The organism is Melissospora conviva (genome assembly GCF_049523535.1).
GTDB lineage: Bacteria > Actinomycetota > Actinomycetes > Mycobacteriales > Micromonosporaceae > Melissospora > Melissospora conviva.
This window is the reverse complement of the sequence record NZ_JBLLDT010000002.1, coordinates 666,086-678,644: the sequence shown is the minus strand read 5'-3', so window position 1 is coordinate 678,644 and position 12,559 is coordinate 666,086. Positions and strand designations below refer to the sequence as shown.

At 73.1% G+C, this 12,559-nt stretch carries 11 protein-coding genes; 8 read left to right on the top strand and 3 right to left on the bottom strand.

Annotated features, from left to right (window positions below; all coding sequences use genetic code 11):
* Positions 1–29 precede the first annotated feature (29 nt).
* Positions 30–743: a lysophospholipid acyltransferase family protein gene (locus ACK8GG_RS08150; protein WP_440355951.1), complete on the top strand. Its 714-nt coding sequence runs from the start codon at positions 30–32 to the stop codon at positions 741–743.
* Here ACK8GG_RS08150 and ACK8GG_RS08145 read toward each other — a convergent pair.
* The 3 genes from ACK8GG_RS08145 to ACK8GG_RS08135 are packed head-to-tail and all read right to left on the bottom strand — an operon-like array spanning position 670 to position 3,462.
* A complete protein-coding gene (locus ACK8GG_RS08145; RefSeq protein WP_440355950.1) occupies positions 670–1,521 on the bottom strand; it encodes a TVP38/TMEM64 family protein in 852 nt (283 codons plus the stop codon). The genes ACK8GG_RS08150 and ACK8GG_RS08145 overlap by 74 nt on opposite strands.
* Positions 1,518–2,234, bottom strand: a complete 717-nt coding sequence (locus ACK8GG_RS08140) for a type 1 glutamine amidotransferase (RefSeq protein ID WP_440355949.1) — start codon at positions 2,232–2,234, stop codon at positions 1,518–1,520. Before ACK8GG_RS08140 ends, ACK8GG_RS08145 begins: the two co-directional genes overlap by 4 nt.
* Positions 2,224–3,462, bottom strand: coding sequence for a MurT ligase domain-containing protein (locus tag ACK8GG_RS08135; protein WP_440356086.1), 1,239 nt, complete (start codon positions 3,460–3,462; stop codon positions 2,224–2,226). Before ACK8GG_RS08135 ends, ACK8GG_RS08140 begins: the two co-directional genes overlap by 11 nt.
* A 401-nt stretch (positions 3,463–3,863) precedes the next feature.
* On the opposite strand from ACK8GG_RS08135, the gene mraZ reads away from it, so the two are divergent.
* From mraZ to mraY, 7 genes are all read left to right on the top strand, one after another.
* A complete protein-coding gene (gene mraZ / locus ACK8GG_RS08130; protein ID WP_440350399.1) occupies positions 3,864–4,295 on the top strand; it encodes a division/cell wall cluster transcriptional repressor MraZ in 432 nt (143 codons plus the stop codon).
* Positions 4,296–4,495: 200 nt separating this feature from the next.
* Positions 4,496–5,596 (top strand): 16S rRNA (cytosine(1402)-N(4))-methyltransferase RsmH, encoded by a 1,101-nt coding sequence (rsmH, locus tag ACK8GG_RS08125; RefSeq protein WP_440355948.1) that lies wholly within the window; start codon positions 4,496–4,498, stop codon positions 5,594–5,596.
* On the top strand, positions 5,593–6,204 hold the full coding sequence (gene ftsL / locus ACK8GG_RS08120) for a cell division protein FtsL (protein WP_440354767.1): 612 nt from the start codon (positions 5,593–5,595) through the stop codon (positions 6,202–6,204). Before rsmH ends, ftsL begins: the two co-directional genes overlap by 4 nt.
* Positions 6,205–6,207: 3 nt before the next feature.
* Positions 6,208–8,376, top strand: coding sequence for a peptidoglycan D,D-transpeptidase FtsI family protein (locus ACK8GG_RS08115; protein ID WP_440355947.1), 2,169 nt, complete (start codon positions 6,208–6,210; stop codon positions 8,374–8,376).
* 121 nt (positions 8,377–8,497) lie between these two features.
* Positions 8,498–9,994, top strand: coding sequence for a UDP-N-acetylmuramoyl-L-alanyl-D-glutamate--2,6-diaminopimelate ligase (locus ACK8GG_RS08110; RefSeq protein ID WP_440356085.1), 1,497 nt, complete (start codon positions 8,498–8,500; stop codon positions 9,992–9,994).
* Entirely contained in the window at positions 9,991–11,400 is a 1,410-nt protein-coding gene (locus ACK8GG_RS08105) for a UDP-N-acetylmuramoyl-tripeptide--D-alanyl-D-alanine ligase (protein ID WP_440355946.1), read from the top strand. Before ACK8GG_RS08110 ends, ACK8GG_RS08105 begins: the two co-directional genes overlap by 4 nt.
* Entirely contained in the window at positions 11,397–12,521 is a 1,125-nt protein-coding gene (mraY, locus tag ACK8GG_RS08100; protein ID WP_440350395.1) for a phospho-N-acetylmuramoyl-pentapeptide-transferase, read from the top strand. Before ACK8GG_RS08105 ends, mraY begins: the two co-directional genes overlap by 4 nt.
* The last annotated feature ends 38 nt before the right edge of the window (positions 12,522–12,559 follow it).

The window sequence follows — 12,559 nt, the reverse complement described above, 5'->3', positions numbered from 1 at the left end:
GCCGAGACCGAGGAGTGGTCGCCGTGCCCATGCCCGGGACAGGTCCGCGGCCGGCCGCCCTCGCCGGCGGCAGCCCGCTGAACCGGATGACCCGCCGGATCGCCGCACCGCTGGTGCGGTTGATCTTCCGGCCGGTCATCGAGGGGCGTGAGCGGATCCCGGCCACCGGTCCGGTCGTCTTCGCCGCCAACCATCTCTCCTTCGTCGACAGCATCGCCATCCCGCTGGCGGCGCCGCGGCCGGTGTACTTCCTGGCCAAGGCGGAGTACTTCGAGGGGCACGGGCTCAAGGGGCGCCTCACCCGCTGGTTCTTCACCGCCACCGGCGCGATCCCGGTGCGCCGCGGCATGCACCGCGACGCCCAGGCCGCCCTGGACACCGCGCTGGAGGTCCTGCGGGCCGGCGCCGGCTTCGGCATCTACCCGGAAGGGACCCGTTCGCTGGACGGACGGCTCTACCGGGGGCGTACCGGGGTGGCGTGGCTGGCGCTGACGACCCGCGCGCCGGTGGTGCCGGTCGGGCTGGTCGGCACCGAGGGGATCCAGCCGGTGGGTGCCAGGCTGCCCCGGCGCAGCCCGGTCCGGGTGCGCTTCGGCGAGCCGCTGCGTTTCGGTCCCGAGTACGGCGACGCCGGTTCGGCCGCCGCCCGGCGCCGGGTGACCGACGAGATCATGCAGGCGATCGGTGAACTGTCGGGGCAGGAGCGGGCGCCGGGCTACAACCGTCCGCCACAGCCGGAGTAGCCCCGTCCTGTTCCGGGCCGGCCCCGGGCCGCCGGGCACGCCACGCGCGGTGCACCAGCACCGCGCCCAGCAGCAGCCCCAGGGCGGCCGGCGCGGCGGCGAACCAGTCGATGCCGCCGGGGGCGGTCACGGCGGCGCCGACAGCGGCGTAGCCGAAGGCGCTCGGCATGATCGCCACGATGCTGCCGAGCAGGAACGGACCCGGTCGCACCCCGGTGGTGCCGTAGCCGTAGCTGATCAGACCGAAGCCGCCGAGCGGCAGCAGCCGTACGGTGAGCACGCCGGCCAGGCTCTGCCGGGTGAACCAGCGATCCAGGCGGGCCAGCCGGCCCGCGGACCGCTCGGTCATGAAGGCGCGCCCCAGCAGCCGGCCGGCCGTGAATGCCACGATGGCGGCGATCAGCGCCGCGGCCAGGGTGTAGAGCGCGCCCTGCCAGAAGCCGAAGAGCGCTCCCCAGGCGACGGTGAGCACCGTCCGCGGCACCAGCGCCACCATCAGCAGCGCGGCGACGCCGATCGCCGCCACCGGCGCGTAGCCGCCGAGCCGGTCGACCAGGGCCGGCAACTCGTCGGCCGCGGGCACCGGCGCCACGGCGGTGATCAGTCCCAGGCCGGCGAGGATCGTCAGCAGCAGTAGGAACCGCCGGGTGGAGCCGCGCCGCAGCTGCGTCCGCAGCCGGTCCCGGTGACGCTGCCGCGACGCCGGGGCGCCGGAACCCCGGGACGCCGTGACGCCCGCAGCCGTGGGGTGCGGCGCCGCTGGGCCCGGGACGGTCATTGCCGGGCGGCGACCGCCGCCCGGCGCTCCGCCCGCAGCTTCTCCGGCCAGCTGTCGTCCAGCGGCGGGAGCTGACCGGCGCCGGTGGCCCAGCGCAGCAGCAGGTCGGCCAGGGCGGGGTTGCGGGCCAGCGCCGGTCCGTGGGAGTAGGTGCCGAGCAGCTTGCCGCGCCAGGCCCCTTCGGTGACGCCGTCGTTGCCGACCCCGGCGGTGACCCGGGCCAGCGGCGAGACCTCCGGTCCGAGATGGGTACGCCCGCCGTGGTTCTCGAAGCCGGTCAGCGCGGGAACAGCCAGCCGCGGGTCCACGTCGCCGGCCAGTTCGCCGACGGCCCGTGAGGCGCCCCGGTCGGAGTGCAGGTCCAGCAGGTCGAGTCCGGCGCACTGGGTGCCCTTGGCGAAGAAGGAGCGGCCCAGCAGCTGGTAACCGGCGCAGACGCCGAAGACGACCGAGCCCTGCGCCGCTGCCCGGTGCAGTCCGCCGTCGGCCATCAGCCGCTGGGCGCCGAGCGCCTGCGGGCCGTCCTCGCCGCCGCCGACGAGGTAGATGTCGGCGGTGGTGGGCAGCCGTTGGTCCGAGCGGACCTCGAGGGTCTCGACCGGCATGCCGCGCATCCGCGCCCGGTGGGCCAGGATCAGCAGATTGCCGCGGTCGCCGTAGGTGGACAGCAGGTCCGGGTAGATCCAGACGATTCGCAGGCTCTCAGTTGACACGGTCCAACTCCGCTCGGATGTCCTGGAAGGCGGTGTAGTTCGCGATGACCTCCAGCCGTCCCGCAGGCACGGCGGTCACGGCGTCGAGGAAGCGCCGTACGTGCTGGAAGGGCACCTGGTTGATCTCCAGTCGCACCGCCAGGTCGTACGCGCGGTCGCCGGTGATGAGCACCTGCCGGCCGCGCAGCGGCGCGAAGTCGACGTCGTAGAGCCAGGAGGTGTCCGCGCCGTCGGGGTCCCGGGCGTTGATGGAGAGCAGGGTCGGGGCGTCGTCGGCCATGTCGAAGGCCTCCAGCCAGCTGGCGGGGTTCTTCGCCAGCAGCAGCCGGATGTTGCGCCCGTCGCGGATCACCTGGGCGTAGCGGCCGGCCACCGAGGTCACGCTGCCGAGGCGGGAGACCGCGTCGACCGGGCGGACGCCGAACTGCGCGGCCACGGCGAGGGCGGTCGCGGCGTTGCCGAGGTTGACCCGGCCGGGGAGCTGAAGGCTGATCTTGTGCCAGGCGCCGGTCGGGTCGAGCACGCCGTCGTCCTCGACGAGCCAGTGCGGCTGCGGCCGGCGCAGCGGGCAGCCGACACACCACCACTGATCGCCGGAGCGTTCGATGGAGGAACCGCACTCGGGGCAGACCCAGGAGTCGTCGTGCCAGCGCTGCCCGGCGCTGAACCAGGTGACCAGCGGCGGCCGTTCGCGGGCCGAGGGCGGGGTGACCGCCCAGACCACCATCGGGTCGTCGGCGTTGGCGACGATGCGGATGTCCGGGTGCTGCACGAGGGTGGACCGCCACAGCTGGGCCATCATCGCGACCTCCTTGGCCCGGTCCAGCTGGTCGCGGGAGAGGTTCAGCAGCGCCACCACGCGGGGGTTGGTCGCGTCGATCACCTGCGGCAGGTAGTGCTCGTCGACCTCCAGCACCGCGTACGGCGTGTCGCCGGCCTTGGCCAGCGCCGAGGTGTGCCCGGTGGGCATGTTGGCGCCGAAGGAGTTGGTGGCGACCGGCCCGAGGACCCCGACGGCGGCGGTGGTCAGCCGGGTGGTCGTGGTCTTGCCGTTGGTGCCGGAGACCAGCGCGATGGCGCGTCCGTTGGCGAGGTGCGCCAGCAGATCCGGGTCGATCTTCAGACCGATCCAGCCGCCGATCACCGATCCGTCGCCGCGGCCCGCCGCCCGCGACAGCGCGGCAGCGGTACGCGATACCGAGGTGGCCACTTTCGCCCGCAGGGGCATCGTCCCGTCCGTCACGCGAGGCAGGTTACCCCGAGCGGTCCCCTCCACCCCTGGCGGTCGTCCCTCCACTTTCCTCCCTGCCCTCCTCGCCCGGCCACCGGCTGTGATCGCCAAATAGGCATCCCGCTGCCAAACGTGACACCACATGTGGTGTGCGTCACTTTCTGATCAACTGTCGGAGACCCGACGTGTCGACGGCACGCCGCCGCGCTCCACTCCACTCCACCACCTATGACGTGGTCTTTTGTCGCCGAATCCGGTACTGATCGGGGCGAAATCCGGTTGCAGGTGGAGGGAAGTGGAGTAGAGTGGGGCGCGATGGTGGGGCCGGGAGGGTCACACCGGCCCGAGGGGTCAGCGGCGCCGCGAACGCCGCGCGAGGGCAAGGGGGGTTGGGCCGAATGTTTCTCGGCACCCACACTCCGCGCCTCGACGACAAGGGCCGGCTGATCCTTCCGGCGAAGTTCCGGGACGAGCTGGCGGGAGGTGTCGTGATCACAAAAGGGCAGGAGCGCTGCCTCTACGTCTTCCCGACCGCCGAGTTCGCACGTATCGCCGAGCAGTTGCACGCGCAACCGATGACGCACAAGGCAGCCCGCGCCTACAGCCGGGTCTTCTTCGCGAGCGCGCACGACGAGGTTCCGGACAAGCAGGGGCGGGTGACCATCCCGGTGCACCTGCGGGCGTATGCGGCCCTGCACCGGGAGCTGGTGGTCATCGGGGCGAGCACCCGGGTGGAGATCTGGGATCGCCAAGCCTGGGAGACCTACCTCGCTGAGAGTGAAGACGACTTCGCCGACATCGAACAGGGGGTGCTGCCGGGCGGGCTGTAGGGCCGCGGCACGACACGTACCGCCAGATCTCCAGCCGCTCGTTGCTCCTGGCGCCCCTTCCCCGGTGCCAGGGCACGCCGGACGCCGGAGACGCGAAACCGGCTGGCGAGAGCGGATGGGGATCTGACGGTACGAGCGCGTGGGAACGCGATCGGCAGCAGTGACAACGAATCGAAAAACGTAAACCAGTGGGGGTCGACATGGCGGAGCTACGCGGCAGGCATGTGCCGGTGCTGCTCGAGCGCTGCCTCGAGCTGCTGGCCCCCGCGCTCGGACGCGGTGGCCCGACGGTGCACGTGGACGCCACGCTGGGGCTCGGCGGTCACGCCGAGGCGGTGCTGGCGGCCTTCCCGGAGACGGTGCTCGTGGGGCTCGACCGCGACACCGAGGCGCTGGCGCACGCCCGCGCCCGACTGGCGCCGTACGCCGACCGGATCCACCTGGTGCACGCGATCTACGACGAGCTGCCGGAGGTCCTGGCCGAGCTGGGCATCGATGGCATCGACGGTGCGCTCTTCGACCTGGGGGTGTCGTCGCTGCAGCTCGACGCGGCCGACCGCGGGTTCGCCTACGCGCAGGACGCGCCGCTGGACATGCGGATGGACCAGACCCGGGGCGTCACCGCCGAGGAGGTGGTCAACACCTACTCGCACGGCGACCTCGCCCGGGTGCTGCGGGTCTACGGCGAGGAGAAGTTCGCCGGCCGGGTCGCCTCGGCGATCCTGCGGGAGCGCGAGCGCAACAAGATCACTTCCTCGGCCCGTCTGGCGGAGCTGGTCCGGGAGTCGATTCCGGCCGCAGCACGACGAACCGGGGGACACCCGGCAAAGAGAACGTTTCAGGCTTTACGGATCGAGGTAAACCGAGAACTGGTCGCGTTGGAGACGGCGCTACCAGCAGCTCTGGACGCGCTCGAGATCGGAGGCCGCATGGTGGTGCTGTCCTACCACTCGCTGGAGGACCGCCTCACCAAGCAGGCCTTCGCTGCCCGGGCGCGTAGCAGTGGTCCGGTGGACCTCCCGGTGGAGTTGCCGGGAACCGGGCCGACGCTGCGGTTGCTCAGCCGGGGGGCGGAGCCGCCGACCGAGGCCGAGGTGGCCGCCAACCCGCGTGCCGCATCCGTGCGGCTGCGGGCGGCGGAGCGCATCGACCCCGACGCGCCAGGGCGTACGTCAGGGACCGACCGCGAACGGTCCCGACGGTCAGCACAGGGGATGCACCTGCCCGCCGGATCCCGCAAGGGGCGGCGGCGGGTGCCGGCAGAAGGCAGGGACGCGGCGAGCCAGGGGGAGGGATCATGAACGTCAACAGGCGCGACAGCCGGGTGCAGCCCGGCGGTTCGCGCGGCGCTGCGCAGCGCGCACCGCGGTCGGGGGGCCGGACCACGGTGGAGTCGCGCGCACACGCCGGAAAGCGAGTGGCAGCAGATCGCGCCGCCGGCTCGCGCGACGCCGGCATCGCCGCGGCGGCACAGTTCCGTACGCAGGGGACCGCCGCGCTGCGCGTGGAGCGCGCCCGGCCGCAGCGCGACGCCGCAGCCGCACCCCGGCTGCAGGTGGCGCCGCCGCCGCCGGTGCGGGTGCCCGGCACGTCGTTCGTGGCGCTGATCCTGGTGCTGGTCGTCGCCGGTGTCCTCGGTGTCGTGGTGGTCAACACCAAGATCAACGAGAACGCGCTGCGCCTCGCCCAGCTGGAGAAGCAGCAGGCCGCCCTCGACCTGGACCAGCAGCAGCTTCAGCAGGCGATCACCGACGCCCAGGCGCCGGGCAACCTGACCGCCAAGGCGCGGCAGCTCGGCCTGGTCGAGTCGGGCCCGCCGACCTACATCCGCCTCTCCGACGGCCGGGTCATCGGTGTGCCGCAGCCGGGCAACGGCCAGGCCGGCGCCGCCGGGTCCGCAGGAGACTGATCGGTGGCACCACGATCCGACGAGCCGCGCCGGGACCCCCCAGGGTCCCGGCGCGGTTCCGGGCGTGGGGGCAACCGCACCGGTCAGCAGCCCAGCGGTGAACCGGGCCGGGGCATCTCCGACGCCCGCGCCTACACCCCGCGTGGGCGCAGCCTCCGGGAGGCCGCCGAACAGCGCCGCACCCCCCGCACCAGCCGCTCCGGCGACCCGTTCCGGCCGGCCCTGCAGGTCGTCGAAGGCGGGCGCGCCGAGGGCGGATCCGACACCGCACGCCGAGCCGGCCGCCGTCCGGCACCGGCGGAGGGGGACCGGCCGCCGGCGCAGCGCACCCGCGGCGGTGGCCGGGTCGCCGAGCCCGTGCCCCGGCGCCGGGAGACCCCGCCGGCCAGGCAGCGCCGTGACGGCCGGACGGCGCCGCGCCGTCCCAGCCGCAAACCCCGCCGCCCGCCCCGGCTCGCCGATCCCGCGCGGCGGCTGCGCCTGGCCGGACTGCTCACCCTGGTGGTGTTCGCCACCATCGGCATCCGGCTGGTGGCACTGCAGGTCGGTGAGAGCCCGTACGCCGAGCTGACCGGGCGGCAGCGGACCGTGCAGCTCGCCGCCCCGCGCGGCGCCATCTACGACCGGGACGCGGTCGTTCTGGCCCAGAGCGTCGAGGCCCGGGCGATCTCCGCCGACCCCACCGAGATCACCGACCCGCAGGCAACCGCGACGGCGCTCTCGCCGCTGCTGGGAATCGCCCGCACGACGCTGCTCGAGCGGATGGCCCCCGGCACCACCGAGCTCGGCACCCCGCTGCGCTTCCGCTACGTCGCCCGGGGCGTCTCCGTCGACACCGCCCGCAAGATCGAGCAGTTGAAGCTCGAGGGCATCTACAGCGGACGCGACGAACGCCGCGAAGTGCCCGGCGGCGACCTCGCCGCGAACCTGCTCGGCTTCACCGGCCGGGACATGGTCGGCCTGGAAGGGCTGGAGGCCCGCTACGACGAGGTGCTGCGGGGCCGGCCCGGCAGCTGGACCTACGAGGCCGGCAACAGTGGTCTCGACGCGCCGATCCCCGGCGGCTACAGCCACCGGGACGAGGCCGAGCCGGGCAGCAACCTGTACCTGACCATCGACGCCGACCTGCAGTTCCAGGTCCAGAAGCTGCTCAGCGAGAGCATGCCCCGGGTGGCCGGCGCGACCGCCAGCGCCGTCGTCCTGGAGGTCGGCACCGGCGAGATCCTCGCCCAGGCCAGCCACCCCACCTACGACGCGGCGAACTGGGAGAGCAGCGACCCGGCCGACCGGTCCGACGCCGCGACCAGCTTCATTGTCGACCCGGGCTCGGTGCACAAGGCGATCACCTTCGGCGCAGCCCTCGAGGAGGGAGCCGTCGAACCCGACACCGTGCTCGCGGTTCCCAACGCCATCCGCAAGGGCGACACGACCTTCGCCGACACCTATCCCGCCAACGGCCGGCGGATGAGCCTCGACGGCATGCTCGCCCACTCCTCGAACGTCGGCACGATCATGGTCGCCGACCGGCTGGGGCCGGCGAAGCTCCACGACTACCAGCGCCGGTTCGGCCTGGGCGAAGCGACCGGGGTCGGCCTGCCCGGCGAGGCCTCCGGCGCGCTGCTCGCGCCGGAGAACTGGAGCGACTCGTCGTACGGCTCGGTCCCGATCGGGCACAGCGTCGACGCCACTCCGCTGCAGATGGCCGCCGCCTACGCGGCCATCGCCAACGACGGCGTCTACGTCCGGCCCCGGCTGATCAAAAAGATCGTCGGCGCCGACGGGACCGAGCAGCACGTCGAGCTCGACAGCAGGCGGGTGCTCGGCACCGAGAACGCCGCCGCGCTGCGCCGGATGCTGGAGGCGGTCACGACTGTTCCGGACGCCACCGGCGGGCGGGCCGCGGTCAAGGGCTACCGGGTCGCCGGCAAGACCGGCACCGGCTGGCGCCTGGTCAACGGCAAGAAGGTCGCCGGCGACGTCGCCTCCTTCATCGGCATGGCCCCGGCCGAGAACCCCAGGTACGTCATCGCCGTCTTCGTACACACCCCGTCCGGCGGCGGCGGGGACGTCTCCGCACCGATCTTCTCCGACATGATGGCTTTCACCCTGGCCCACTACCGGGTGCCCCCGAGCAGCGCCGCACCGCCCAAGTTCGAGGTCTTCCCGCGCTGAGCAGGGATATCGCGACATCATCGGTGAGTGCCGACGAACCACCGGGACGGCAGTGTGGTCGGGGCCGGACGAAAGGGTAGGGTCTGACGCCGTGCCCGGCAATCCGCGTCCCCGTACCGTGATGTCCACCCGGCTCGGCGATCTCGCCGCGCGGCTCGCTGTGGAGCCGCCTGCCGGCGCCGCGGAGGTGACGGTCACCGGAGTCACCCATGCCGGCCACGAGGTCCGCCCCGGTGACCTCTTCGCCGCCCTGCCCGGCGCCCGCCGGCACGGTGCCGAGTTCGCGGCCGACGCCGCCGCCGCAGGCGCGGTCGCGGTGCTCACCGATCCCGCCGGCGCCGAACTCGCCGCCGGCAGCGGGCTGCCCGTGCTGGTCGTCGCCGACCCCCGGGAGGCACTCGGCCCCCTCGCCTCGGCCGTCTACGGCGACCCCACCGCCGACCTGCTGGTCATCGGCGTGACCGGCACCGCCGGTAAGACCTCCACCGCGTACCTGGTCGAGTCCGGCCTGCGCGCCGCCGGCCACCGCACCGGGCTGATCGGCACCGTGGAGACGCGCCTGGGCGGCACCGTCGTGGAGAGCGTGCGGACCACCCCGGAGGCGACCGACCTGCACGCCATGCTCGCCGCGGCCCGCGAGGCCGGTGTCACCGCCGTGGTGATGGAGGTCTCCAGCCACGCGCTGGCGATGGGACGCGTCGGCGGGGTCCGCTTCGCCGTGGGTGGCTACACCAACTTCGGCTCCGACCATCTGGACTTCCACGCCGACTCGGCGGACTACTTCGCCGCCAAGGCCCGGCTCTTCGACGGCCGCTGCGGCGCCGAGGTGCTCAACCTCGACGACCCCGCGCTGGCGCCGCTCTTCACTCCCGCGACGATCAGCTACTCCGCAGCCGGGGACCGCCGGGCGACCTGGTGGGCGGCGGAGATCACCGGATCCGGCTACACCCAGCGCTTCACCGCCAACGGGCCGGGCGGGCAGGCGGTGCCCGCCGGGGTCCGGCTGCCCGGGCGGCACAACGTCGCCAACGCGCTGCTGGCCATCGCCATGCTCGTCGCGGTCGGCGTCGACGCCGCGACCGCCGCCGCCGGGGTCGCCGACTGCCCCGGGGTTCCCGGCCGGCTGGAGTTGATCGACGCGCCGGGTCCGGTGCGGGGCGTCGTCGACTACGCCCACAAGCCGGACGCGATCGTGGCCGCCCTCGCCGCGCTGCGGGAGCTCACCGCCGGCGGCGGCCGGGTGCTCTGTGTGATCGGCGCCGGCGGCGACCGTGACCGCGGCAAGCGGCCGGTGATGGGAGCCGCCGCCGCCGAGGGCGCCCAGCTGGTGCTTGTCACCGACGACAACCCCCGCACCGAGGACGCCGCCCTGATCCGCTCCGAGGTGCTCTCCGGCGCCCGGCGCGTTCCCGGCGCCGAGGTGCTGGAGATCGCGGGGCGCCGCGCCGCCATCGACGAGGCGGTGGCGCTGGCCCGCCCCGGCGACATCGTCGCGGTCCTCGGCAAGGGACACGAACGAGGCCAGGAGGTGGCCGGCGAGGTGCTGCCATTCGACGACCGGACCGAGCTGGCGCAGGCGCTCAGCGCCCGGTTCGGCACGGCAGGGGAGGCAATGTGATTGCGTTGACGCTCGCCGAGGTGGCCGCCGCGGTCGACGGCCGGCTCGCCGGAGCCGACCCACAGGCGGTGGTCACCGGCTCGGTGGAGTTCGACTCGCGCAAGGTCTCACCGGGCGGGCTCTTCGTCGCCTTCGCCGGAGAGCAGGCCGACGGGCACGACTTCGCCCCGGCTGCCCGCGACGACGGCGCCGCGGCGGTCCTGGGCACCCGCGAGGTGCCCGGGGTGCCGATGGTGCTCGTCGACGACGCGCTGGCGGCGATGGGGGCGCTGGCCCGCGCTGTGGTCGACCGCCTCGACCAGCTCACCGTCATCGGGATCACCGGCTCCTCCGGCAAGACCACGACCAAGGACCTGATCGCACAGCTCACCGCCCGGCTCGGCCCGACAGTGGCGCCGCCGGGATCGTTCAACAACGAGCTGGGTCATCCGTACACCGCGCTGCAGGCCGACGAGCGGACCCGCTTCCTGGTGCTGGAGAAGGGTGCCCGGGGGCCGGGGCACGTGCGTTACCTCTGCGACATCGCGCCGCCGCGCATCGCCGTGGTGCTCAACGTCGGCGTGGCGCACATCGGCGAATTCGGCTCGGTGGACGCGATCGCCGCGGCCAAGGGGGAACTCGTCGAGCAGCTGCCGGCCGCCGGGCTCGCGGTGCTCAACGCCGACGACCCGCGGGTCGACGCGATGGCCGGGCGCACCGCCGCCCGGGTGGTGCGCTACGGGGAGGCGGCCGCCGCGGACGTACGGGCCGTGGACGTGACGCTCGACGAGCGGGGCCGGCCCTCGTACACCCTGGTGACCCCCGAGGGGAGCCGGCCGGTGCGGCTCGGGCTGACCGGACGCCACCAGGTCGGCAACACCCTCGCGGCCGCGGCGGTCGCCCGCGAGCTGGGCATGCCGCTGGACGACCTGGCACTGGCATTGAACGAGCTGGGGCTGGTCTCCAGCCGGCGGATGGACGTCTTCGACCGCCCCGACGGGGTGACGGTCGTCGACGACTCCTACAACGCCAATCCCGCGTCGATGGCGGCCGCGCTGCGGGCGCTCGCCGGGATGGGCGGCGCAGGGCGCACCTTCGCGGTGCTGGGATACATGGCAGAGCTGGGCGAGTACGAGCGGGACGGCCACACCGAGGTGGGCCGGCTCGTCGCGGATTTGGATGTCGACCGGCTGATCGTGGTGGGGGAGGCGGCCGCGCCGATCCACCACGGTGCGTCGGCGGTGCGGAACTGGGGAGGCAAGTCGGTGCTGGTTACCGATCAGGCGGCGGCGGTGCAGGCGCTGCGCGCGGAGCTACGGGCGGGTGACGTCGTCCTGGTGAAGGGCTCGCGGTACCGCACCTGGGAGGTGGCCGACGCACTGCGCGCCGACGCCGACGCCGGCGCGACGGGAACGGGTGTGGCGTGAGAGCGGTAGTCGTGGCCATGGGAGTGGCCTTCCTGATCTCCCTCTTCTTCACCCCCATCGCGATCAAGGTCTTCACCCGGCTCAAGGCCGGGCAGCCGATCCGCTCCGACGGCCCGGCGATGCACCAGGGCAAGAGGGGCACGCCCACGATGGGCGGTGTGGTCTTCATCGTCGCCACGGTGATCGCCTACGTCGCCGGTCACCTGGCGCTGACCACCCTGCCGGACCAGCAGATCGCCCAGGTCGAGCCGACCGTCACCGCCCTGGTGCTGCTCGGCCTGATGGTCTTCTCCGGAGCGGTCGGCTTCATCGACGACTTCCTCAAGGTGCGCCGCAAGAACAGCGCCGGTCTCAACAAGCGCGGCAAGCTCTTCGGGCAGATCATGGTCGGCGCGGTCTTCGGCGTCGTCGCGCTCTACTTCCCGAGCAGCATGGTCGACGCCGATGGCGTGACGACCAACACCGAGACGGTCGGCAGCACGACCCTGTCGTTCATCCGGGACATCGACGTCCTGGACGTGGGCAAGATCGCCTCGGTGATCATCTTCATCTTCGTGGTGATGGCCACGACCAACGGGGTGAACCTCACCGACGGCCTGGACGGTCTCGCCACCGGGGCCTCGGTGATGGTGCTCGCCGCGTACGCCCTGATCGCCTTCTGGCAGTACCGGCACTGGTGCGCCGACCCGGCGTACACCCGGGACTACTGCTACACGGTCCGTGACCCGCTGGAGATCGCCCTGATCGCGGCGGCCGGCGCCGGTGCCTGTGTCGGATTCCTCTGGTGGAACACCTCGCCGGCGCGGATCTTCATGGGCGACACCGGTGCGCTCGGCCTGGGTGGTCTGATCGCCGGTATGGCGATGGCGACCCGTACGGTGCTGCTGCTGCCGATCATCGGTCTGCTCTTCGTGATCATCACGATGTCGGTGGTCATCCAGGTCATCTCCTTCCGCACCACCGGCAAGCGGGTGTTCCGGATGTCGCCCCTGCAGCACCACTTCGAGCTGGCGGGCTGGAGCGAGGTCAACATCGTGGTCCGCTTCTGGATCATCGCCGGCATCGGGGTGGCGATCGCCCTCGGTCTCTTCTACAGCGACTATCTTGCGGCCATCGGCTGATCACCGGCCCTGCCGCCGCCGCCGGTGATCACGGCGGC